The sequence below is a fragment of the Streptomyces sp. NPDC023573 genome (genome assembly GCF_055559735.1).
Map to the genome: position 1 here is coordinate 1 of NZ_JBVHKB010000026.1, position 21,926 is coordinate 21,926.

The window sequence follows — 21,926 nt, forward strand, 5'->3', positions numbered from 1 at the left end:
TCCGCGTCCAGCATCCCCGCACTCAACGCCATCCCCGGCGCCGACCTCGCCTGCATCAACAACGCATTCATACCCGACGTCGACAACGCACGGGAGCGGTGCTTGCGCAGGGCGCTGTCGGAGTGCACGCCCCGGGGGTCGGTGGTGGCGATGTTTTCCGCCATCTCGCCCGCCGCCCACAGCACTGTGTCGTCCTCATCGCTCTGCCAGCGCGTCTTGTCCCATCGGTACCAGCCCAGCCCTGAGACGTGCCGATAGTCGTTGGCGTACAGCCTGACGAACAGCTTCGCGTTGCCGCGGTCCGTCAGGGTGTCCGGCATCAGCCCCGCTGCCGTGGCGTGTCCAGCAGCCTCCTGGGAGCGTCCCGCGCCCTGGAAGGGCACAGGTGCCGGCACGGCGGGCGGGGGCACCGTCCTGCCCGCCGACTGGGTAATGATCTGCTCGGCCACAGCGTGGGCGTCGAACAGGGAGCCGTCACCAGTCACGTTGTCCGCGCCTCCCCAAGTACAGAGGCTGGCGTAAACCGGCGCTCATTCCGCTGCGGATGATCTGGACGGATCGCCGGTCCTGTCCCGGCCGCGCGAGGGCCGCGGCCGACCGGAGGACGCGTTCGGCCTCTTCGTGCGTGAGGTGCCCGGCGGCGACAAGCCCGCCGGCGGTGTAGGAGGCCCGGTTCATCTTCTCCGAGAATCCGGCGCCTTCGGGCACCACCGCGCAGCCGGTGACCTCGGCCAGGACGGAGCTCAGCGCTCCTGCGGTACGGGCGCGGCCACCACCGGCGGCGATGACCGCCTGCAAGGCCCTGGACGGCACGGAACGTGGCCCGGGAAGCCGTGCTCGGGGCAGATGACCTGTGCGGTCGAGCTCCCGCGCGAGCCAGGCAGGCAGCGGCGCCGGCAGCCTTGTTGGTCCGAGTGGCGTGTAGGTGCCCGTGACGGTGGTGGTGCCCGGTGCGACGATGTAACCACCGTGAGCCCGTACATCCACCTGCCAGGCAAGAGCACGCCCGTTGCCCGAGCCCGTGGAGCTCTGCCACTGACGGGTGTCCGGGACTCGGTACCAGACATGGAGACCGCCGGAGGGCGTCCGCACCCGCAGCGTCGACGTGTCGGTCGCCGGGTCCTCAGCGCCCCGCAGAGCGGCCAGCACGGCCAGCGTGTGAAATCCATTGGCCAGGCCGGTGAGATCGACCTGGTCGGGAACGTCGATTCCCGGCAGCAGGCGGTTCCGCTCCGGGAGGCTCTGCTGGTGGTCATCGATATCGATGACCACCAGCCCGGCAGGGCCGCAGGAGACCCCCACCCCGAAATGAGGATGGGTGCCCCACCATTGACGGATCCGGTCAGAATCACAGGTGGCGGCGTGAAAGCCGTGGCACCAACGGCCCTCGGCGGGGCAGCCGCAGTCGGCATGGGTATGGCCCGGCTGCCTGCAGGCATCACAGTTCCCCGCGGGCGTCTTACGTCCGCCGGCGAGCGGATGGACGGGCCATCCCTGCTCCGCACACCACAGGGCCGTCGCCAGAGACTGGGGGGTGACCGGGGATTTCGCGGGGGCTGGAACCGGTGAGCCGTGGCCTGACAAGCGCAGCTCAGAGGCCATGCACGTCCCCCTCCAGCGACCGAAGCGACTCAATAACGAACACAGACTAGCTAATTCTGGCTCCGCTGGTGAGCAGCTTCGGACTCACGTCGTTCCGACTTGGGCAGCCAGCGGCTGGAGAACAAGTTGCAGCGACCGGATATCTTCAGTCGCTGCCTGTACCGGAAATACGAAGCAGCAGGCCAGGGTAGGTAGCGGCCCTCAGAAAGCGACTGAAGCGACTGAAGCTCGCTATATATGACGCACACGCGCACACGTGAAATGCCTTTATATACCCGGCTGTCAGTCGCTCCAGTCGCTGATTTTCCGTAGGACCGCCCTGACCTGCTGTTTTTGTGGGGCGACCAGCAGCGACTGACAAGTCGTGCCGGTCGCTCGGTCTCGGTCCCCCGCAACGAGGCGGACCAGGCAGTGTTTTCGCCGGCCGGCCGCCCGGGTCACCGAAGCCCGGGGAGCGTGAGGCCGTGACGCCCTGGGGGCACCAGCGACGAGGCGCGGCACCAGGCCGGGGCGCCGGACGGCATCGTCCGGCGGGCCGACGATTCCCCGAGAGGACAACCGCAGCGTCAGCCAGGCGGAGAGTCAGACCCCGGGCGATGCCATGGCTGATCCGCCCTGTCAGGCGTTGTAGCCGCCGTGGGCGTCCAGCACCGCGCCCGTGATGTACGACGCGGCGGGGCTCGCCAGGAAGGCGATCGCCGCGGCTATTTCGTCGGGGTGCCCCATGCGCTGCAGGGACAGGGAGCTGACCAGGGCCTTGAGGGTCTCGGGGTCCGGCGGCTGCATGCCACCCTCCATCAGTCCGGCCTCCACGACGTTGGCCGTGATGTTCCGGGGCCCGAGGTCGCGTGCGACGCCCATGGTGTACCTCTCGATCCCGGACTTGGTCGCCGAGTAGTCGGCGAGACCGGGGGCTCCGACCCTGGACCCCAGTCCGGAACTCACAGTGATGATGCGGCCGTCCGTGCGCAGCACTCGGGAGGCGGCCCGGATGACGGCGATCACGCCGAGGTAGTTGGTGGCGTGCATCCGGTCCAGTGCGGCGGTGTCGGCGTCCGGATCGTCCACCGCGCCGGCCACGGAGATCGCCGCGTTGTTGACGAGGATGTCCAGGCCGCCGAAGTGCGCGACCACGTCGTCGATCAGCGCTGTGGCCCGACTCGTCTCCGCCTGGTCAGACCGGAAGGCGACGGCCTCGGCACCCTTGGCGTGCACCTCGTCGACGACGGCCTGCGCCTGCTTCTCGGAGCTGACGTAAGTGAAGGCGACGCCGGCCCCCTGCTCGGCCAGCAGTCGTACGGTCGCGGCTCCCAGTCCGCGAGACCCCCCGGTGACCAGGGCGACCTTGCCCGTGAGTGGCTTGCTCATTCTTCTCTCCTCCTCGTTTGGACTGTCGCAACGTTAATTGTTACGACAGCCTGTCGCAACTTTCACTGTTACGACTGCGCTGTCGTAACATGAAGCGTTGCGGCCGGGAGGAGGAGTCCATGAGCGCCAACAGCAGGCTGACCATCGGCGCCCACGCGCTGGCCTGGATCGGCCTCTACCAGCGCCAGGGCCATGAGGTCGCCACCTCCGAGCAGATCGCGAGCAGTGCGAACACCAACCCCGTGGTGATCAGGCGGCTGCTGGGCGAGCTGCGCAGGGCCGGGCTCGTGGAGTCCCGGCGGGGCGTGGGCGCGGGCTGGTCGCTGGCGCGCGAGCTGGAGTCGATGACCCTGCTCGACGTGTACGAGGCGGTGGAGCCCGGCCCGCTGTTCGCGATGCACCGCGCCGCCCCGGACCAGGGATGCGTGGTGGGTCACGGCATCCAGCCGGCGATGCAGGGCATCTACGAGGGCATCGAGGAGACCCTGAGACACGAGCTGGCCCGCGTCACGCTCGAGAACGTACTCCGGGACGTACTCGCGGTACCTCGCTAGTGCCACATCATGCGAAGTTCGACCCGTCGTGACGTGTCGCCCGGTTCCTGCGCCGGGCGGGAACTGCGCCCGGCGGCGGGGTCCTGCTGGACACCCCCGGCCTGCGCGCGATCGGTCTCCACGACGCCCGGAGCGGGCTGGAACAGACCTTCGCCGAGATCGAGCACCTACCACCGGCTGCCGCGGGAGAACGCCTACTCCGCTTCCCGCACCGACTCGCGGCTGCGCGCCGACCGCGAGGCCGCCAGGAAGGACATCACGCGCCACCTGCGCGCCACCTACCAATTCCGGGAGCACCGGCAGTGAACAACCACGACACCCCCACCCCCGACACCACCGAGGACGAAACCGTGACGAACTGGACTGCCTGTTCGGAGACCGCGGAGGACATCCCCGCCATCCGCGACATCCTCCTCGCGGCCTTCCCCACCGCTCTGGAGGCCGGCATCGTCGACGCCCTGCGCGCCGACCCGAAGGCGTGGATCGACGGGCTGTCCATGGTCACCGCGACCCCCGACGGCAGTGCGACCGGGTACGCACTGCTCACCCGCTGCCACGTCGACGGCGTACCCGCTCTCGCCCTGGCACCCTGCGCGGTGCTGCCCTCGGCCCAGCGCACCGGCGCCGGCTCCGCCGCCATCCGCGCCGCACTCGATGCCGCCCGGGCCATGGGCGAAAACCTCGTCCTTGTCCTGGGACACGCCGACTACTACCCGCGGTTCGGCTTCACACCGGCCTCCCGCTTCGGTATCCGCGCGCCCTTCGAGGTACCGGACGAGGCCATGATGGCCATGGCCCTCGACAACACCCGCACGGTCCCCGCCGGGACCATCGAGTACCCCGCCGCGTTCGGCGTCTGACCGTTCCTGTCCCACTCCGACGGGTGGGCGGGTTTCCGCTCCGGTGCGCCTGGTCCGGCGCGGGCGGTCCGCTGCCCCGCACGATCCCTCCGGTCGTGCGGGGCAGCGCTGGGCCCGGATGACGGGTGGCTGCCCACCTCGTCGAGTCGGGTTGCGTCCCCGCACAGCACCGTGACGTCCGCCTCCGCCGCGTCGGCCTTCCCCCTCGCCTGCCGCACCGCCCGGTCGACGACACCTACCGGCGCCAGATGAACCAGCAGCTCACCGTGCAGGAGTCCCGCCTCACGCTCGCCCGCGACATCTGCCACGGCAAGCGAGGGCAGAACACGCGGGCGTACGAGACGGGCCGGCCGCCGGCGCGCGGCCCCCGACTCAGGGTGACTGCGGGGCGCCGTGTCGCAGGCCGTCGAAGAGGAGGGCGGTGATCTGCCGGGCCTCGGCCAACCAGCCCTTCGTGGCGCGCATTCCGCAGACGCCGCCAAGGGCGCGCAACAAGGTGGAGCCGGTGACGTCGTCGCGGACGGTGCCGGCCGCGCTGCCGGCTTCGAGCAGCAGGGAGAGGGCGTCGGCCATACGAGTGCGTGCGTCGTCGAAGACCGGTGACTCCGTCGCCATGATGCTCTCCAGAACGCTGGACATCCCCTTGCCCACCGCCGCGTGGTCCACGAGCAGCAGCAGGAAGCACCGCAGCGCCTCCTCCGGGGGGTGTTGGTCCAGCAGGACGCCGGGCGCGGCACACAGGTCGTCGACCTCTTTGCGGTAGACCTCCTCGATCAGCGCTTCGCGGGTCTCGAAGTGGCGGTAGAGCGTTCCGACGGCGACGCCTGCGCTGCGGGCGATGTCCTCCACGTGTGCGTCGGTGTCACCGCCGAGGAACGCCTGGCGGGCCGCGGACAGCAGTGCCTCGCGGTTGCGTCGCGCGTCGGCGCGCAGCGGGCGTGATGCCGGCAAGGGATCCTCCATAAGGTGAGTCCGATTCCGTTTACGTGTACCTTTTCCGGAGTCAGGTTCATCTTACGGAGAAGAGACCCCATGCCCCTCACGGACAACAGCCTCGACGGCCTTCGGGTACTGGTCACCGGCGGCAGCCGGGGCCTGGGCGCGGCGACCGTGCGCCGCTTCGTCGCCGCGGGCGCGACCGTGCTGACAGCCTCCCGCAGCCGGCCCGAGGAGGACAGTGGGGCCACGTTCCTCGCGGCGGACCTCTCCACGCAGGAGGGTGTGGCCGAACTCGGCCGCCGTGTCGTCGAGCAGGTGGGCGGCGTGGACGTGCTCGTGAACAACGCGGGCGCGGCGAGCGCCCCGGCGCCGACCCTGAGCCGGCCGGACGAATCCTGGCAGGCGGACCTGGAGATAAATCTCCTCAGCGCCGTGCGCCTGGACCGGGCCCTGGTGCCGGGAATGGTCGAGCGGGGCTCCGGCGTCGTCGTGCACGTCTCCTCGATCGCCAGCCAGCTGCCCCAGCGTACCGAGGCGTCCTACGCCGCCGCCAAGGCCGCGCTCAACACCTACAGCCGCGAACTGGCCACCGAGGTCGGCGAGCACGGGGTGCGCGTGGTCTGCGTCCTGCCCGGCTTCGTCGTCACCGACGGTGCCACCGCCCACCTGGAGCACATGGCCGAGAAGCAGGGCATCACCACCGAAGAGGCCACGCAGCAGATCGTGGACCACCTGAAGGTCCCCATGGGCCGCCCCGGAGATCCCGAGGACGTCGCGGAGATGATCGCCTTCCTCTCCTCCGGACGCGCGAAATGGCTCACCGGAGCACAGTTCCGCGTCGACGGCGGCATCATCCCGACCGTCTGAGCAACCACCGACAGCACGAACAGGACAAGCCCATGCCCATCACCCTGACCTCCGTGATCATCGACGCCGCCGACATCGAGAAGGAGAGCTCCTTCTGGCACCGGCTGCTCGGCGGCTCCCTCACCCCCACGCCGACCCACCACTTCGTTCACGCCCCCGGGCTCCCGGTGATCGTCGTCCAGTCCGCCCCCGGACACACCACCCCGAACTGGCCGGACGGTACCTCCCAGCAGATGCACCTCGACTTCGGCGTCGACGACCTCGCCACCGCCGACCGCACGGCCACCGAAGCCGGTGCCGCCCGACTGCGGCCCACCGACGAGATCCCCCCGGGGACCCGCACCGGTAGCCGCGTCTACGCCAGCCCGGCCGGACACCCGTTCTGCCTGCGCTCGAACTGAGCCGGTCGCCGTCCACCGAGCCGCGCCTGTTCTCATGCGGGGAGGTCGCCTCCAACCGGCGCGACGAGTCGTCGCCGCAGCTCCGGCTGCCGGCGGTGTGCCTCGGCCGACCCGGGCGTCCCTGCCGCGGGCGGGTGGCGGCACCGGCCCCGCCCAGCTATGTGGCATCCGTTTCGCGAGCAGCGTTCGCGGCGTAGTCGGTGGGGGTCCGGCCGTAGTACTTGCGGAAGGCGCGGGCGAAGTGGCCGCTGTCGGCGAACTGCCAGCGGGCGGCTATCTCCGTGACGGTCATGCGCCGGTGCGATGCGACGAGCGCGCGGCACGCCTCCTCAAGGCGGCGGCGCCGGATGTAGGTGCTCAGCGGTCGGCCCTCCCTGGCGAAGGCCCGTTGGAGGGTGCGCGGGGAGACGTTCAGCTCCCGGGCGAGAGCCGAGGGGGACAGAGCGGGGTCGGTGAGCCGGCGGTCGGCCAGGTCCCGCGCGGCTTGGGCCAGGGCCGGCGACAACAGGGGTTCCACGTCGTCCAGGCCGCCCCCTGCGGCGGCACGGGCCAACTCGGCCAGGGTGCCGCGGGCGGCGTCGACCCCGGCCGGCCCGAGACGGTCCAGCATCCGGCCCACCATGGCGGCGTGCGCCGTCAGCAGCCGCACCTCGGCGGTGTCGGCCGGACCGGAGGCCGGCCCGCCCCGTCCGGGCCGCACCTCCGCGGCGGGCAGGACGAGTACCCGCACGACGGTGTGTGGCGCCGCGGAGAAGTGGGACAACCTTCCCGTCTGTACCAGCAGGCGGCCGGCCGGTGCCGTGTGCTCGGCTCCTCCCGGTTCCTCGAACCGCCAGGCCCCCCGGTGGACGATCCACAGGCGTGAGTGATCGTCGGCTCCGACCCGTCGGCCCGCCGTCCGCAGGGCGGCCGCGGTCTCGAAGCGGTTGAACATCATGTCCCGCACCCGGAACCCTCGGGACCGCGCCGAGAAGCCGGACACGGTCGTCCGGCGGAAGGGCGCCAGCGCGAAGGTCTCGCCCATCCGGCTCCGCCATTCGTGTGCGAAGTCGCCGAAGGCGTTCGCGCCGCTCACGTCTGCCGAGAAAGTGCCACTCATCGTTGTCGCGAATCTCCCGTTCGGGCTGACGCGCCGGTCCGAGGCGCCGGGACCACACGCTTCCTACGGTTGTTCCGGCATGCATCGAAGATCCGACATCCGCAGGCCGGAATGTCGATACGAGGGTAACGAGGTGGCGAATTGAGCACGCTCGCGATCGTGGGCGCAGGTCCGCAACTGGGGCGATCGATCGGCCGGCGGTTCGCCGCCGAGGGGGTCGACGTGGCGCTGATCGCCCGCAGCCGTACGACCCTGCAGGCGGTGGCCGACGACCTGTCCGACACGGGTGTGCGGGCCGAGGCGTTCCCCGCCGACGTGACCGACCGTCCCGCTCTGCACGCGGCGCTCACCGCAGCCGAGGAGCGGCTGGGACCGATCGACATACTCGAGTACTCGCCCGCGCCGTCCCCGGCCGACCTGCGCCGGGCGCCGCTGGTCGAGGCCACGAAGGTCACCGTCGACTCGGTTCTGGCCCAGCTGGACCTCTATCTGCTCGGGGGCGTGGCGGCGGTGCAGCACGTCCTGCCCGGCATGCTGGAGCGCGGCACGGGGACGATCCTGGTCAGCAGCGGGGCGGGGTCGGGGCCGGTGATCGCCCCGCATGTGGCGAACGTCCAGATCGCCACCGGCGGGATGCGCAACTGGATCCTCAACCTGCACGCGGCGCTCTCCGGCACCGGCGTCTACGCCGCGCACGTGGCGATCGCCGCCTTCATCGGCCAGGGGGGCCACGACTCCCAGCCGCAGACGATCGCCGACGCCTACTGGCGGCTGCACACCGGGCGCACAGAACCCGAGCTCGTCATCCAGGATCTGCCGGACGACTACCTGGAACGGGGTTTGGCGGACAAGTTCGTCGAGCCCTGAGCCGCCGGCAGCCGCACGGCCGGGCCAGGGGCGCAGCAGTTGGACCCCGAAGCGCTACAGCCTCGACAACGGCAACGACTTGGTCCGGTTCATCGCTCTGGTGGTGAAGCGGCCCGTCGTCGTCACGGGCGATTCCCGGCGACAAGGGCTACGACTCCGGCCCCAACCGCACCGACTCCGCAATCGCCGGATCCTGCCTGTCATCTCCCTCGAAGGCGCCCCGAACATCCAGGGCATGGGCAAGCTCCGCTACGTCGTCGCGCAGACCTTCGCCCTGCCCCACCACTGCGAACGACTCGTTGTCCGATGGGAACGCCGCACCGAACTCCACGACGCCTTCGTCTCCCCCGGCATGCAGCCTGATCTGCCGGCGACGCCTCAAGAAGGCACCTTCACGACCGTGTTGCGACTCGTAGCGGCGGCGCTCAAAGGCTCTTCAGCGCAGCGGCGCTGGGGCTGCCGGCTTCTGCCGTGTACATCAACAACGAGAAGCCGGAGCCGGGCAGGCTGAGGGTGTGCCGGTCGACCTCCAGCTCGCCCAGCGTGGGGTGATGCAGGTTTTTTCGCATGCTGGGCATGGGGCGCACCGCGTGGTTGCACCAACTGCGCGCGAAATCCGGATCGCGGGTCGCGAACTCATTGATCAGCTCTGCGAGCACGTTGTCTGTGGGATACCGAACGCTGGCTGCGCGCAATTGAGCGGCTGCCTGCTGAGAGAAATCGGACTCCGAACCGGGTGCGCCGGTGCAGAGAGTGTCACGGAATCTCGTCGAGATGCGCGTGATGTTGCGCTCGTCAGGTGTGAGACGAGAGAAGTCTGTAATCAGAGCTGCGGCTGCTGCGTTCCAGGCGACGATGTCTTGCCGGTGGTTGACGATGTAGGCAGGGATGCCGTCAAGTCTGCCGAGCAGCTGTTGGGCATCCTTGGGTACGTGCTCCGGCGCGCCGTCGTTCTCTGCCGGCAGCACCTGTCCGGCCAGACGGGCCAGATGGTCACGCTCTGCTCCAGTGAGCTGAAGAGCCGTCGCCAGTGCAGACAGCACCTGCGGTGAGGGCCTGGGTGCCCGTGCCTGTTCCAGTCGTTCGTAGTAGCTCACCGACACCTGCGCCAGGGCGGCTACCTCTTCGCGGCGCAGTCCGGGTGTGCGACGCGCGCGCTGGCCCGGAAGCGTCGCTTCGGCCGGCACATCTTCTGGTCGCAGGTCCTCGCGGCGGCGGCGGAGAAAGTCTGCGAGTTCCTGGCTGCTCACTCCTCCATGCTGTCACAGAAGGAACAGCTGAGCCTCGCACTGTCGGTCCGGGGCTTAGCTGTCCGTTCCACGCCCACACATCTGCTGTGCACAGTGGCCTGGTCGGTTTGTTGACCAGGAGGAGAAATGGTGTCCAGTACGCCTGGGGAAATTTTTCACCGCATGATCGACCTGATACTGGCCAAAGACATGAATGCCGTGGCAGATCTGTGGGCGCCTGACGGAATTGCGGAATTCCCTTTCGCAGCCGGGAGCCTCCCTCGCGTTCTCCGCGGACGTGAGGAGGTACGCGCCTACCTCGCTCACTATCCGGAGCTGATGGACATGAAGGAGGTGGCCACGCTTACCGTGCGGCCCACCGATCAAACGGACACCGTCGTGGTGGAGTGGACGGCCACCGGCCGCACCGTGGCCACCTCCCAGCCCTACCGCCTGGACTACATCGTGGTTCTCACGGTCCGCGACGGGCTGATCGCTCTGTTTCGGGATTACTGGAGCCCGCTGTCGGCGGCCGCCGCTGCCGGGGGTCTCGCCGGGCTGATCGACTCGCTTGAAAGGAAGGACGCCTGATGTCCGGGGTGCTCGTGACCGGAGGGACCGGCAAGACCGGCAAGGCGCTGGTGCGAGTGCTCCGCGGCGCTGGTGTGCAGGCTCGGGTCGCCGGCCGGAACCCGGCCGCAGCCGATCCTGAGGCGATCCGCTTCGACTGGAACGACCCGACCACATATGGACCCGCGCTCGACGGGATGGACCGGGTCTTCCTGCTTCCGCCGGTGGAGAGTGTGGACCCGCTGCCGCTGGTCGAGCCCTTCCTGCGCCAAGCGCAGCGGGTTGGTATCCGGCGCCTCGTGATGCTCGGCTCGGCCATTGTGCTGCCGAACGCGCCCAGCGCTGTGGAGATGGCCGCTCAGGTTCAGGCTCAGCCCGGAGGTGTCGTACTCCGCGCGTCTGGCTTCATGCAGAACTTCCTGCGCCCGCACCCACTGGCCGAGCGTATCCATCGACTCGGTGAGATCCGCACCGCAGCCGGTGACGGCGAGCTGGGGTGGGTCGATGCGCGGGACATCGCGGCCAGCGCTGCCGCGCTGTTGGCTGACCTGGAGGTGGACGCTCGAAGCGACTACCTGATCACCGGGCCGCACGGGATGAGCTATCCACAGGCCGCGCAGATCATCACCGCGCAGACCGGCAGGCGAGTTCGGGTGGAGCGTATTACGGAGGAGGAACAGGCTGCCGCCTACCGTGCCTCCGGAATGCCGACGGAGTTCGCTGACGCCCTGGCCGCCGTCGAGCGCGGAATCAAGGAGGGACGCGAAGACCAGGTCAGCACTGCGGTGCTCGAACTGACCGGCCGTCCGCCGCGCACCTTTGCCGACTTCGTCTCTGATCACGCGTACGAGTGGACGCGGTAGTGCCTGAACGGTAGCGATGTGCGGTCGAGTAGGAACCACGCAGGGAGTGCAGTTCGGCGTTGCATGATGTGACGCTCCATCGGATTGGATGCGGCCCGCCTGCGCCTGCCGCAGTAATGCCGGATTTACTGCGGCAGAGCCCTCCGTCGGCGCACCACTGCGCCCCGGCGCGCTGCTCCTGTCCTGTCAGTGACGAAGCCGCTCACCCGAAACCGGCCGGCCCGCACAGCCGCGGCCACGTCCATGGCGGGCAGCAGGTTTGGCCTGGTCGAGGTCGGTTGCTGCCGGACTGCCTCGGCGACGCGGGCGCTGCACGCCTTCCTCGGCCTCATCCCGCACCACATCCGGCGCGACCGCGTGTTGTGGGCAGACGTACGCGACCACGTACGGATCACTGCCCGGGAAACGCCGGACTCGCGCGGGCAAACCGTGGCGGGGTCATCTGGATTCGAGGTGGCCCAGCGGGTGGCCGCACGCGAGGACCGTTTCGGCGTTGTTCCAGTCGGTGTGGTCGGTTCCGGTGATGTGGCGCAGGTAGGCGAGGGTGACCTGCTGGACGAGGGCGACACGGTCGGGGTTCTCGTCGGTGGTCTCCGCTGCCTGGTACCCGGAGATGCCGCCGAGGAAGTGCTCTCCGCCGTGGACAGTCAGGAGGCTCTTGTCGCCGTGGCTGAGGCTGTAGGGGTCGGTTGTCCAGGCCGGGCCCCGAGTGGAGAGCGGGAGGTCGTCCTTGTCTCCGGCGACGACGAGGCCGGGGGCGGTGATGCGGGAGAAGTCCTGGTCGCGCAGCCAGGGGAGGTTGTCGTGGGCGAAGGGGGTCAGTTCGTCGCCGCCCTTGCCGGCGGTGGCCAGCTGGATGCTGGCCATGACCCGGGCGTCGGTGAGATCCTCGGCGGCGCCGGTGTGCGGGTCGGTGACGCGCAGGCCCACCAGGAGGCCGGCGGTCTGGCCGCCGAAGGAGTGCCCGGCCGCGACGATGCGGCCGGGGTCCATGCGGCCTGACAGGCCCGGCACGGCCGCCTCCAGGGTGGTGAGCTCGTCGAGGATGCGCCGCATGTCCTGTACCCGGTAGCGCCACATGTGGGGCCGACGGGGGTCATCGGCGGCCAGGGCGAGCCGCTTGGAGTCCAGGTGGGTGGCCTGGATGACGACGAAGCCGCCGGATGCCCAGTGGTCGGCCAAGGGCGCGTAGCCGTCCAGGTCGGAGCCGAAGCCGTGGGCGAAGAGCACGACGGGCAGGCTGGTACCGGTGGCGGGGGCGGTGACGCGGACGTGCAGGTCCTCACCGCGCTGCGGGGCGCTCAGCACGAGCGGCTTGACGGACACGGTGGTGGTGAGGGCAGGGCCGGCGAGGCCGGTCGTGGGATACGTGGTCATGCGTGTGTCTGCCTTTCAGCGGAGGCGGTTCGGGGGAAAGGCCGGGGGGCCGGGCGCCGTTCGTCGTTCAACTCGTCCCGAGACGGGAGCCGATCCGACCCTGCGCCCCCTGGGCGGCACATGAGCTACCGTAAAACTTGACGTTGACGTCAAAGGCAAGTGTGTGTGAGCCACACCGCATGAAGGAAAGGGGCGGGGATGCGGATCGGCGAACTCGCCCGCCGCACGGGGGTCACCACCCGGGCCCTGCGGTATTACGAGGAACAGAACCTGCTCACCCCCGAGCGCAGCGACAGCGGCCAGCGCCATTACACGGAGAGCGCCGTCGACCGGATCCAGCTCATCCGGCAGCTGTACGCCGCCGGACTGAGCAGCAGGACCATCGCCGAACTGACACCCTGCGTCATCGACGGCAAGGCCACCCCCGAGCTCCTCCAGCGCCTGGCGGCGGAACGCGAGCACCTCGACCGGCGCATCGCAGATCTCGCCCACGCCCGTGGCCGGCTCAGCTCCGTCATCGACGGTGCCTCGGCCAACATGCGCACCGGTGCTCCCTGCAGGCGGGACGCGTAGGCACAGAGCCGCGTCGGAGGCACCGGACACGTCCTCGACGTCCTCCACCGCAACCGTCTCGCCCTGCGTATCCACGACGGCGGGTCCTCCGCCATGGACCTCACCGCCCGCCACCGCGTGTCCCCCGTGGGGGCTACGCCGGACTGTCCACCGAGGGGTGATTCGGGAACGTCGCCGCCTGCGTAGCGTTCTCGGCAGGTCGCTGGAAGAGACGCGGCCGATGCCATACGGAGGTCTCATGAGTACGACTCACACCGCGTCGCCCCAGCCCACACGCCGGGAAGGGGGACGCTTCTTCCGGTCTCCCCTCGTCTGGATGCTGACCGGGATCGTCGGAGTGGGTGCGGCGTCCGGGCTGGCCTCGGCGGGCGGGGTGGTCGCCGTCGTGGGCGCGGTCGTGGCGGTCGCCGTCTACTGGGCGGTCATGCGCTTCGTCGCCCGGCGGAGCACGCCGGAGATCGCCAGGCCGGGAGCCGTGACACAGGCGTTGTCCGGCGCCGCGATCGGCTTCGGGTTCATCACCGTGTCGATGCTCATGCTCCTCACCGAGTTCTCGTTCACCGAACGGCCCGGTAACGCCCTGCCGATCGTGGCGGGCATGGCCGCGATGTCGCTCGGCGCCGCCGTGACCGAGGAACTGCTCTTCCGCGGCCTCGCCCTCCAGGCGCTGGAGAAGCTGTGGGGCAGCTGGGCGGCTCTGGCGATCACCGCAGCGCTGTTCGGCGGACTGCACCTGGCCAACCCGGACGCCACGCTGTGGAGTTCGACCGCGATCGCCATCGAGGCCGGAGTCCTCCTCGGTGCCGCGTTCCTGTGGACGCGCAACATCTGGTTCGTCGTGGGCCTGCACTTCGCCTGGAACACCACCCTGGGCCTGATCGGCATCCCGGTCTCCGGCCACGCCTCGGAGGGCCTGATGACCACCGACCCGACCGGCCCCGACCTGCTGACCGGCGGGGAGTTCGGCCTGGAGGCGTCGATCGTGCCCGTCATCATCAGCCTGCTGATCGCGATCCCCATGCTCATGGCCGCCCACCGGCGCGGCAACCTGGTGCCCATGCGTCGCGGGCACCGCTGACACCGGTCGCCCTGCGAGCGACCGGGCCGATGATGTGGCCTTCCCGAGCGCGCCCGTCCGCTCGGCGGGCGTGACGCTTCCGTCGGCAGGCGCACCCGGCCGCCGGACGACGACGGGCAGTCTGCTGCACCACGGTGTGCAGCCGCTACTCAGCCGCGCCTCGCCGAGAGCGCCGCGATGGACGAGGACGAGACCGGCTGGGAGTGCGTCGGGGCTCCGTCGCTCCCCGCGTCCTCACAGGCCCGTCGCCCGGTCGCTCAGAGGAGGGCGCCGCCGGAGACCTCGATGCGCTGGGCGGTGACCCAGCGCAGGCCATCGGAGGCCAGCGTGGCGATGGCGTCGCCGATCTCCTCGGGTTCGCCGACGCGGCCGAGCGCGGTCTGTCCGGCCAGAGCCTGGCGCATCTCGGCGTCGTCCCGCATCGCTCCACCGTTGAAATCGGTGGCGGCCGGCCCCGGAGCGATGGAGTTGACCCGGATGCCGCGTGGTCCGAGTTCCGCGGCGAGGGTGCGGCTCAAGGCTTCGACGGCGGCCTTCGAGGCGGAGTAGACCGAGGTGGCGGGGCTGGTATGGCGGGTCAGTGACGTCGAGACGTTGATGACGCGGCCGCCCTGGGCCAGCAGCGGCACAAGTGACTGGATGAGGAAGAACGTGCCCCGGACGTTGGTGCCGATCACCGTGTCGAAGTCGTCGATCGTGACGGCCTCCAGCGGTCCGAAGATCCCCACTCCCGCGTTGTTGACCAAGATGTCGAGCCGCGAAGCACCCCAGCGCTCCAACCGCTCGCTCAGATCGGAGGTGAAGGACGGGAAAGAGGAGACGTCGCTGATGTCGAGCCGGAGGGCGGCGGCAGTCCCGCCCACCGCCTGCACCTGTTCCACCGTCTTCTCGGCCCCGGCCGCATCACCGCGGTGGGTGACCACGACCCGCACCCCGCGTCCGGCCAGAGCGATGGCCGCAGCCCGCCCGAGTCCGCGATTCGCACCGGTCACCAAAGCGATCTTGTCGGTCGTCATGAACTGTTCCTCCACCGCGCGGCTACCGGAACGCTCCCGGGCGCCGCAGATAGGATGCGAGTCACTCGACTCGCCTTGCCTCTCGTACCGTAAGCAGGACCACCGAGACGAGTCAAGTGACTCGCCTCGGGTCTGCGGCATACTGTCCGCATGGCAGCAGAACTCTCCGCACACCACCGCAGGCTCGCCCGGCAGAAACGCGAGGCGATCACCACCGCGGCCACAGAACTGTTCCTGGACCGTGGCTACGACGGCACCTCGCTGGCCCGGATCGCCGAAGCGGCCGGGGTCTCGAAGTCCACGCTGTTCAAGCAGTTCCCCACCAAGGCGGCCCTCTTCGAGGCCATCGTCACCGAGTCCTGGCAGCGTGACGCCGCCGACGCCGACGCCGCCGCGCAGCCACAGACCGGAGATCTGCGCTCCGGGCTGACAACCGTCGGCCACCGCTATGCCGACCTGGTCGGCCGGCCCGGCATGACAGCCCTCTTCCGGATCGTCATCGCCGAACTGCCTCGTTTCCCCGAACTGGGGAGGATGCAGTTCCAGCTCGGCAAACTGCCCTACTTCACCTCCGTTCAGCACTACCTGGAATCCGAGCACGAGGCGGGCAACGCTGATGTCCCGGACGCGGCGAGCGCCGCGAACCAGTTCCTGGGCATGATCGCCAACTACGTGCTGTGGCCCCGCATGCTGCTGACCGACTGGAACCCCACAGCCTCAGACATCCGCGACGCCGTCGAACAGGCCGTCGAGACCATGCTCGCCAGATACGCCCTGACCCACCGGCCTGACCCGAAGCCGGAGGGTTGACACCGGCGCACGACGCTCGACATCCGCGCCGCCTCTGCCGACAGGCGCGGCTCGGTGGACGGCGACCGGCTCAGTTCGAGCGCAGGCAGAAGGGGTGTCCGGCCGGGCCGGCGTAGACGCGGCTACCGGTGCGGGTCCCCGGGGTGGTCTCGTCGGTGGGCCGCAGTCGGGTGGCGCCGGCTTCGGTGGCCGTGCGGTCGGCGGTTGCGAGGTCGTCGACGCCGAAGTCGAGGTGCATCTGCTGGGGGCCGCCTTCCGGCCAGTTCTCGTCCACCCGCTCCAGCGCGCGGGCGAACGCCGTACCCGGCGGCGGCCATCGCAGCCGCTCCGGCTCCGAGAAGCGAGTCCGCCCTCGCCCACGGCCGTCCCGATGCGCCTCAACGCCTGGCCCGGCTCGACACGGCCCGGCTGTCTCATCAGTCCAGATCGGACATGTCGAGCACGAAGCGGTAGCGGACGTCGTTTCGCCGGAGGCGGTCGAGTGCCGTGTCCACCTGTGACGACGGGAGTACTTCGACGTCGGCGGCGATGCCGTTGTCGGCGCAGAACTGAAGCATCTCGGCTGTCGCCGGGCGGCCTCCGCTGCCGGCGGAGCTGAGCTTCTTGCGGCCGGTGAGCAGGTCCATGGCCTCGACGGTGACGGGACCCAGGTACCCGAGGAGGCTGAGGGTGCCGTCCATCGCCACCAGCTTCAGATACGGGGCGAGGTCGTGAGCGGTGGAGATGGTGTCGACGACGACGTCGAAGGTGTCCCGTGCCGTGGCCATCTGCTGGGCGTCGGTGGAGACGATGAGGTCGTCAGCGCCGAGCTCACGGGCGTCGTCGCGCTTGTCCTGGGTGCGGCTGATGACGGTCGTGGTGGCGCCGAGTGCCACGGCCATCTTGACCGCGAGGTGGCCCAGGCCGCCGAGGCCGGCCACGGCGACGCGGCTGCCGGGGCCCACGCCCAGGGAGCGCAGGGGTTCCCAGACGGTGACGCCGGCGCACATCAAGGGGGCGGCTGCGGCCGGGTCGAGGCCGGAGGGGAGCGGATAGGCGAAGGCGTCGCGCACGACGTACTCGCGGGAGTAGCCGCCCAGGGTGGTCGACCCGTCCTGCCGGTCGGTGCCGCCGTAGGTCAGAGTCGGGAACGAGTGGCAGAAATTCTCCTGCCCGGCCTCGCACATGGCGCACACGCCGCAGGAGTCGACGATGTTGCCCACCGCGACGCGGTCGCCGGCCGAGAAGGCCGTCACCCCGGGGCCGGTCCCGGTCACCACGCCTGTGAATTCATGACCGGGCACCAGGGGCACGTTCGTGTGCCGGTCGTAGGCGTGCAGGGCGTGCAGGTCGGTGTGGCACACGCCGCAGTAGTCGACCCGCACCGCGATGTCGTCCGGGCGCAGGTCGCGGCGCTCCAGCGGCGCGCGCCGCAGTGCCGTCGGGCCGGCGGCCTGCCATCCGGTGGTCGTTCGCATAGTGACTCCTTAAACAGACTGTTCTGTCTGTCACAGCCTAGGCACGACCGCACCCCAAGGCAAACCAACTGTTCTGTTTGGTAGAGTGCGGGTATGCCGGAACAACCCCAGACCTCGCGAGGCGCCGCGACCTACCAGCGCATCCTGGACGCCGCCACCGAAGAGTTCGCCCAGCACGGCATCGCCGGGGCGCGCATCGAACGCATCGTGACGGCAGCGCGCACCAACAAGGCACAGCTCTACGCCTACTTCGGCGACAAGGAGCGACTTTTCGACGCGATCTTCCTCAGCTCGCTGGAGCGCATCACCACCGTCGTTCCCATCGACGCCGACGACCTCGCGGAGTGGGCTGTCCGCCTCTACGACGAATACCTGCGGCGCCCCGACCTGATCCGGCTGGCGACCTGGACACGACTGGAGCGCCGGCCTGCCGGACACCTCGTCGAGACCCACGAGCACTACGACGACCGCAAGCTCACGGCCATCGCGGAGGCCCAGGCCGCCGGGCGGGTCCGCGCAGGTGACCCCTTCGACATCATGGCCGTGGTCATCGCCATGTCCATGGCCTGGTCACCGGTCAGCAACGTGTACGCGGCCGGCAGCCAAGAACCCGATGACGTACACGACCGGCGCCGCACCCTGCTCCGCGAGTGCGTCCGGAGCGCCACCGCGGCCGGCAGAGGCGACGCTTCCCCCTGACGCCCTGCGGTCTCGGCGGCCTGAGCTTCACCGCCGGCGTCCCGGCCGCCGGCGCCCTGCGCCCGCCGCGCGAATCGGACTCGATGCGGCGAAAAAAGATTTCCAAGAAAGTTGTCGTCGGATGTCGAGGACCCGTTTCCCGCTCCGACTGAGGGGTGACAGCGCGCCGACGGGGCGTGCGAAACGAGGAGGACACCCGAGATGAAGTACGTCGCGATGATCTACGGCAACCAGGCCAAGTGGGACTCCTTCCCGGCCGAGGCGTGGCCGGAGGCGATCGCCAGGCAGGAGGCGTTCAACAAGAAGTACCGCGAGAGCGGTGAACTCCTCGGCGCCTACGGCCTGGCGGACGCGGCCAACGCCCAGCTCGTGCGCCGCGAGGACGGTGTCCCGGCGGTCACCGACGGCCCGTACCTGGAGACCAAGGAGTACATCGCCAGTTTCTACCTGCTGGACTGCGACAGTCCGGAGCGGGCGCAGGCGATCGCCGCGGACATGCCGTTCGCCGACGTGGAGCCGGTCGAGCTGTGGCCGGTGCTCCACGAGTCCGCGGCGGACGTGTGACCGACGAGCGCCGCGCCGCCGAGGACCTGCTGCGCGAGCTGGCGCCGCAGGTCCTCGGCGCGCTCGTACGCCGCTACGGCGTCTTCGACGCGTGCGAGGACGCGGTCCAGGAAGCCCTGCTGGCGGCCGCCCTGCAGTGGCCCGGGGCCGGCGTCCCGGACAACCCCCGGGGCTGGCTGGTCACGGTTGCCTCCCGCAAGCTGGTCGACCAGATCCGCAGCGACAGCGCCCGCCGGGGCCGCGAGGACAGCCTCGCCCTGGCTCCCCCGCAGGCCGAACTGCTCGGCCACGCCGCCGACACCATGCCTGACGCGGACCGGGACGACTCGCTGGCCCTGCTGTTTCTGTGCTGCCACCCCGCGCTGTCGCCGGCCAGCCGGATCGGGCTGACCCTGCGCGCGGTCGGCGGCCTGACCACCGCGCAGATCGCCGCGGCCTTTCTGGTGCCCGAGGCGACCATGGCTCAGCGGGTCAGCCGGGCCAAGCAGACCGTCAAGGCGTCCGCCATCCCTCTGGCCGTGCCTGAGGGTGCCGATCTCACCGAGCGCCTGGCCGAGGTGCGGCACGTGCTCTACCTGGTCTTCAACGAGGGATACACCACCACCGGCGGTACCGACGATTCCGGCCTGACCGCGCCGGAACTGTCCGCCGAAGCGATCCGGCTCACCCGGATGCTGCACCGCCTGGTGCCCGACGACACCGAGACCGCAGGCCTCCTCGCGCTGATGCTGCTCACCGACGCGCGCCGTCCCGCCCGCACCGGCCCCTCCGGCGAGGTGGTGCCGCTGGCGGAACAGGACCGCGCCCGGTGGGACCGCCGTGCCATCGCCGAGGGAGTCGGCCTGATCAGCCGGACTCTGCCTCGCGGCCGGGTCGGCCCGTACCAACTGCAGGCGGCCATCGCGGCCGTGCACGACGAGGCCAAGGACACCGAGGCCACCGACTGGCCTCAAATCCTCGCTCTGTACGAAATCCTGGAACAGTTCGGGCCGAACCCGATGGTCTCCCTCAACCGCGCGGTCGCCGTCGCCATGGTCCACGGCCCGGCTGCGGGACTCGACCTGGTCAGGGCACTGGAGGCCGACAACCGCATGGCCCGCCACCACCGGCTGCTCGCCACCCGTGCCCACCTCCTCGAACTCCTCGGCGAACACGAGGCCGCGGCGGCCTCCTACCGCGAAGCCGCCCGCCGCACCACCAGTGCCCCCGAGCGCCGCCACCTCGGCGTCCGCGCCCACCGCCTGGAGACCCGCGCGTAACGCCGTTGCGACGGAGGATCGGGCGCGGGCGCTGCCCCTCTTGAGGTCGTCCGCACCTGTCGTCAAACGATCGTTCGGCGACAGGTGGGCGACGCGTCCGATGACCCCGTGCAATCTCCGGCCCAGCTCACCGGGTGGGTTTCGTCCGGTCAGCCCACGAGCGCGCCGCCGACCGAAGCGGCAGGCACGGCCAGCGCGCCCTCCGGAGGTGACGCCGCGGTGACGGCCTTGCCCAAATCGGTCAGGTTCATCGTCGAAGACACCTTCGTACTACCGAGATCGCAGACCAGAATGATGCGGGTTATCAGTCCGTCCTCGGTGACCCACACGTCGGCGGTTGCCGGAAGCCTGTCGCCGATCTTCACCATCGGCTCCTCCACCTTCTCGCGACGCTCCTTCACCATCCGCAGCAGCAGGGGTTCGTGGTTCAGCTTCCCGGTGTAATGCCGGGCCGGAACTCCGTTCGCCTTCTCCTCGCCGACCGCAGTGAAGCTGTGCGCCATGCTCACCTGGCGCAGCACGAACTCCGGGTCGTTGAGAGGCGCGCGCAACACCGCGTGGACTTCGGCCTCGTCCCGGGAAGTGGAGCGCCAGCCGGTGTCGCCGTTCGTTTCCTCGGGCATCCGGAAATAGACGGTGCTCCCGTGGAAGATCTCGTCCAGGGGCACCGCAGCATCGGAGGAAGTTCCGGTCTGCACCAGTGAGACCTTCAGGCGCCCCCGGTCGGCCTTCATGTCGAAGGCGCCCTTCACCGTCGTGGTGAAGTCCTGGCCCATACCGGCCACCCTGATCCGGTCGTCGATCCGGGCCGTGCTCTGCTTCGTGGTGTCGACAGCGGCCTGCACTTCCCGGCCCGCGTCGACGGCCGGTGCCGGAGACGAAGCTGCGGACGTGGCCTGTTCCCTGTCCCCGGCCGCCTGGTCCGTGGAGCCCGACGAGCAGCCGGACGCGAGTACGGCTATGGCACTGATGCTGATGAGAGTGGCTGAACGCCGCATGTGATCCCCGTAGGTACTGATGGGACAAGGCGGAGTCCCCTTGTACAGAACGGCAGTCTATTGCTTCGGGTCGCGGTCGAACTGCGCCGTCGACCAGCGGTAGCCGATCGCGGTCAGGCCGACGCACCAGGCGACGGCGATCCAGCCGTTGTTGCCGATCCCGGTGCCGAGGAGGAGGCCGCGGAGGGTCTCGATGGCCGGGGTGAACGGCTGGTACTCGGCGATCGGCCGGAACCAGCCCGGCATCGTACTGGCCGGGATGAACGCGCTGGAGATGAGCGGCAGGAGGATCAGCGGCATGGCCATATTGCCTGCCGCCTCGGGGTTCGGGCTGGCCGCGCCCATCCCGACCGCGATCCAGGTGAGTGCCAGGGCGAACAGTGTGATCAGCCCGAACGCCGCGATCCATTCCATCGCCGTGGCGTCCGTGGACCGGAATCCCATCGCCACCCCGATGGCGCCGACGAGGACGACACTCATCACACACTGCAGCACGCCGCCGACGACATGCCCGACGAGCAGGGAGCCCCGGTAGATCGCCATCGTGCGGAAGCGGGCGGTGAGGCCCTCGGTCATGTCCGAGCAGACGGAGACCGCGGCACCGATCACGGTGCTGCCGACGGTCATCACCAGCAGGCCGGGGACGATGTAGGCGATGTAGTCGGAGCGGTCCGCGCCCCCGATGCCGGCGCTCATCACGTCACCGAAGATGTAGACGAAGAGCAGCAGCATCATCACGGGGGTGAGCAGCAGGGTCAGTGTCCCGGACGGGTAGCGCCATGCGTGCAGGAGGTTGCGGCGCAGCATGGTGGAGGAGTCGCGTACGGCGAGGGAGAGGGTGCTCATCGGGCGTTCTCCTTGGTCTGGTGGGGGATG

25 protein-coding genes and 2 pseudogenes are annotated in these 21,926 nt (G+C 69.8%); 15 read left to right on the forward strand and 12 right to left on the reverse strand.

Going from position 1 to position 21,926, the window contains the following annotated elements; translation table 11 throughout:
- The 3 genes and pseudogenes from ACZ32T_RS36690 to ACZ32T_RS36700 form a co-directional block, all read right to left on the reverse strand.
- Window positions 1-485: pseudogene (locus tag ACZ32T_RS36690) on the reverse strand (DNA primase); the annotation flags it as partial.
- Window positions 475-1,602 carry a bifunctional DNA primase/polymerase gene (locus ACZ32T_RS36695; RefSeq protein ID WP_467371860.1) on the reverse strand — a complete coding sequence of 376 codons (1,128 nt, stop codon included), beginning with the start codon at window positions 1,600-1,602 and terminating at the stop codon, window positions 475-477. The gene ACZ32T_RS36695 and the pseudogene ACZ32T_RS36690, both read right to left, overlap by 11 nt.
- A 618-nt stretch (window positions 1,603-2,220) precedes the next feature.
- On the reverse strand, window positions 2,221-2,970 hold the full coding sequence (locus tag ACZ32T_RS36700; RefSeq protein WP_467371862.1) for an SDR family NAD(P)-dependent oxidoreductase: 750 nt from the start codon (window positions 2,968-2,970) through the stop codon (window positions 2,221-2,223).
- Window positions 2,971-3,089: 119 nt separating this feature from the next.
- Here ACZ32T_RS36700 and ACZ32T_RS36705 point away from each other — a divergent pair, with 119 nt between their 5' ends.
- Genes ACZ32T_RS36705 through ACZ32T_RS36715 form a run of 3 tightly spaced genes read left to right on the forward strand, consistent with a single transcriptional unit; the run spans window position 3,090 to window position 4,384 of the window.
- The gene (locus tag ACZ32T_RS36705) at window positions 3,090-3,524 is read left to right on the forward strand and encodes an Rrf2 family transcriptional regulator (protein ID WP_467274313.1); all 435 of its coding nucleotides are present in this window, start codon (window positions 3,090-3,092) and stop codon (window positions 3,522-3,524) included.
- 9 nt (window positions 3,525-3,533) lie between these two features.
- Window positions 3,534-3,830: a hypothetical protein gene (locus ACZ32T_RS36710; RefSeq protein ID WP_467371864.1), complete on the forward strand. Its 297-nt coding sequence runs from the start codon at window positions 3,534-3,536 to the stop codon at window positions 3,828-3,830.
- A gap of 44 nt (window positions 3,831-3,874) precedes the next feature.
- Window positions 3,875-4,384 carry a GNAT family N-acetyltransferase gene (locus ACZ32T_RS36715; RefSeq protein WP_467274317.1) on the forward strand — a complete coding sequence of 170 codons (510 nt, stop codon included), beginning with the start codon at window positions 3,875-3,877 and terminating at the stop codon, window positions 4,382-4,384.
- A gap of 372 nt (window positions 4,385-4,756) precedes the next feature.
- Here the strand turns inward: ACZ32T_RS36715 and ACZ32T_RS36720 are convergent, their stop codons facing one another.
- Window positions 4,757-5,335, reverse strand: a complete 579-nt coding sequence (locus ACZ32T_RS36720; protein WP_467274309.1) for a TetR/AcrR family transcriptional regulator — start codon at window positions 5,333-5,335, stop codon at window positions 4,757-4,759.
- Window positions 5,336-5,416: 81 nt separating this feature from the next.
- Here ACZ32T_RS36720 and ACZ32T_RS36725 point away from each other — a divergent pair, with 81 nt between their 5' ends.
- Both ACZ32T_RS36725 and ACZ32T_RS36730 read left to right on the forward strand, forming a co-directional pair.
- Window positions 5,417-6,190 carry an SDR family oxidoreductase gene (locus ACZ32T_RS36725; protein ID WP_467274307.1) on the forward strand — a complete coding sequence of 258 codons (774 nt, stop codon included), beginning with the start codon at window positions 5,417-5,419 and terminating at the stop codon, window positions 6,188-6,190.
- A 32-nt stretch (window positions 6,191-6,222) separates the two neighbouring features.
- The gene (locus ACZ32T_RS36730; protein WP_467274305.1) at window positions 6,223-6,591 is read left to right on the forward strand and encodes a VOC family protein; all 369 of its coding nucleotides are present in this window, start codon (window positions 6,223-6,225) and stop codon (window positions 6,589-6,591) included.
- A gap of 157 nt (window positions 6,592-6,748) precedes the next feature.
- Here ACZ32T_RS36730 and ACZ32T_RS36735 read toward each other — a convergent pair whose 3' ends face one another.
- Entirely contained in the window at window positions 6,749-7,690 is a 942-nt protein-coding gene (locus ACZ32T_RS36735) for a helix-turn-helix domain-containing protein (protein WP_467371866.1), read from the reverse strand.
- A 141-nt stretch (window positions 7,691-7,831) separates the two neighbouring features.
- Between ACZ32T_RS36735 and ACZ32T_RS36740 the strand changes: the two genes are divergently transcribed.
- On the forward strand, window positions 7,832-8,557 hold the full coding sequence (locus ACZ32T_RS36740) for an SDR family NAD(P)-dependent oxidoreductase (protein ID WP_467274302.1): 726 nt from the start codon (window positions 7,832-7,834) through the stop codon (window positions 8,555-8,557).
- Window positions 8,558-8,982: 425 nt separating this feature from the next.
- Here the strand turns inward: ACZ32T_RS36740 and ACZ32T_RS36745 are convergent, their stop codons facing one another.
- Complete coding sequence (locus tag ACZ32T_RS36745) at window positions 8,983-9,807, reverse strand: helix-turn-helix transcriptional regulator (protein WP_467371868.1); 825 nt, start codon at window positions 9,805-9,807, stop codon at window positions 8,983-8,985.
- A 162-nt stretch (window positions 9,808-9,969) separates the two neighbouring features.
- Between ACZ32T_RS36745 and ACZ32T_RS36750 the strand changes: the two genes are divergently transcribed.
- On the forward strand, window positions 9,970-10,377 hold the full coding sequence (locus ACZ32T_RS36750; RefSeq protein WP_467371869.1) for a nuclear transport factor 2 family protein: 408 nt from the start codon (window positions 9,970-9,972) through the stop codon (window positions 10,375-10,377).
- On the forward strand, window positions 10,377-11,219 hold the full coding sequence (locus tag ACZ32T_RS36755; RefSeq protein ID WP_467371871.1) for an NAD(P)H-binding protein: 843 nt from the start codon (window positions 10,377-10,379) through the stop codon (window positions 11,217-11,219). Before ACZ32T_RS36750 ends, ACZ32T_RS36755 begins: the two co-directional genes overlap by 1 nt.
- A 438-nt stretch (window positions 11,220-11,657) precedes the next feature.
- Here ACZ32T_RS36755 and ACZ32T_RS36760 read toward each other — a convergent pair whose 3' ends face one another.
- A complete protein-coding gene (locus tag ACZ32T_RS36760) occupies window positions 11,658-12,596 on the reverse strand; it encodes an alpha/beta hydrolase family protein (protein ID WP_467371873.1) in 939 nt (312 codons plus the stop codon).
- 198 nt (window positions 12,597-12,794) lie between these two features.
- On the opposite strand from ACZ32T_RS36760, the gene ACZ32T_RS36765 reads away from it, so the two are divergent.
- The 3 genes and pseudogenes from ACZ32T_RS36765 (at window position 12,795) to ACZ32T_RS36775 (ending at window position 14,247) form a co-directional block, all read left to right on the forward strand.
- The gene (locus ACZ32T_RS36765; protein WP_467274292.1) at window positions 12,795-13,169 is read left to right on the forward strand and encodes a MerR family transcriptional regulator; all 375 of its coding nucleotides are present in this window, start codon (window positions 12,795-12,797) and stop codon (window positions 13,167-13,169) included.
- A 12-nt stretch (window positions 13,170-13,181) separates the two neighbouring features.
- A pseudogene (locus ACZ32T_RS36770) lies at window positions 13,182-13,283 on the forward strand (recombinase family protein); the annotation flags it as partial.
- 124 nt (window positions 13,284-13,407) lie between these two features.
- Window positions 13,408-14,247, forward strand: coding sequence for a lysostaphin resistance A-like protein (locus ACZ32T_RS36775; RefSeq protein ID WP_467371875.1), 840 nt, complete (start codon window positions 13,408-13,410; stop codon window positions 14,245-14,247).
- Between the two features lie 257 nt (window positions 14,248-14,504).
- On the opposite strand, the gene ACZ32T_RS36780 is transcribed toward ACZ32T_RS36775, so the two are convergent.
- Window positions 14,505-15,263, reverse strand: a complete 759-nt coding sequence (locus ACZ32T_RS36780) for an SDR family NAD(P)-dependent oxidoreductase (protein WP_467371877.1) — start codon at window positions 15,261-15,263, stop codon at window positions 14,505-14,507.
- 150 nt (window positions 15,264-15,413) lie between these two features.
- Between ACZ32T_RS36780 and ACZ32T_RS36785 the strand changes: the two genes are divergently transcribed.
- The gene (locus ACZ32T_RS36785; protein WP_467371879.1) at window positions 15,414-16,073 is read left to right on the forward strand and encodes a TetR/AcrR family transcriptional regulator; all 660 of its coding nucleotides are present in this window, start codon (window positions 15,414-15,416) and stop codon (window positions 16,071-16,073) included.
- A 70-nt stretch (window positions 16,074-16,143) separates the two neighbouring features.
- Here the strand turns inward: ACZ32T_RS36785 and ACZ32T_RS36790 are convergent, their stop codons facing one another.
- Entirely contained in the window at window positions 16,144-16,395 is a 252-nt protein-coding gene (locus ACZ32T_RS36790; protein WP_467371885.1) for a VOC family protein, read from the reverse strand.
- Between the two features lie 94 nt (window positions 16,396-16,489).
- A complete protein-coding gene (locus ACZ32T_RS36795) occupies window positions 16,490-17,530 on the reverse strand; it encodes an NAD(P)-dependent alcohol dehydrogenase (RefSeq protein ID WP_467274284.1) in 1,041 nt (346 codons plus the stop codon).
- Window positions 17,531-17,623: 93 nt separating this feature from the next.
- Here ACZ32T_RS36795 and ACZ32T_RS36800 point away from each other — a divergent pair, with 93 nt between their 5' ends.
- The 3 genes from ACZ32T_RS36800 (at window position 17,624) to ACZ32T_RS36810 (ending at window position 20,052) form a co-directional block, all read left to right on the forward strand.
- Entirely contained in the window at window positions 17,624-18,229 is a 606-nt protein-coding gene (locus tag ACZ32T_RS36800) for a TetR/AcrR family transcriptional regulator (RefSeq protein ID WP_467274282.1), read from the forward strand.
- Between the two features lie 201 nt (window positions 18,230-18,430).
- Window positions 18,431-18,793 carry a YciI family protein gene (locus ACZ32T_RS36805; RefSeq protein ID WP_467274280.1) on the forward strand — a complete coding sequence of 121 codons (363 nt, stop codon included), beginning with the start codon at window positions 18,431-18,433 and terminating at the stop codon, window positions 18,791-18,793.
- Window positions 18,790-20,052 carry an RNA polymerase sigma factor gene (locus ACZ32T_RS36810; RefSeq protein ID WP_467371881.1) on the forward strand — a complete coding sequence of 421 codons (1,263 nt, stop codon included), beginning with the start codon at window positions 18,790-18,792 and terminating at the stop codon, window positions 20,050-20,052. Before ACZ32T_RS36805 ends, ACZ32T_RS36810 begins: the two co-directional genes overlap by 4 nt.
- A gap of 149 nt (window positions 20,053-20,201) precedes the next feature.
- Here ACZ32T_RS36810 and ACZ32T_RS36815 read toward each other — a convergent pair whose 3' ends face one another.
- Both ACZ32T_RS36815 and ACZ32T_RS36820 read right to left on the reverse strand, forming a co-directional pair.
- Window positions 20,202-21,050, reverse strand: coding sequence for an SCO4651 family lipoprotein (locus ACZ32T_RS36815; RefSeq protein WP_467274276.1), 849 nt, complete (start codon window positions 21,048-21,050; stop codon window positions 20,202-20,204).
- 57 nt (window positions 21,051-21,107) lie between these two features.
- The gene (locus tag ACZ32T_RS36820) at window positions 21,108-21,896 is read right to left on the reverse strand and encodes an ABC transporter permease (protein ID WP_467371883.1); all 789 of its coding nucleotides are present in this window, start codon (window positions 21,894-21,896) and stop codon (window positions 21,108-21,110) included.
- Window positions 21,897-21,926: the final 30 nt, after the last annotated feature.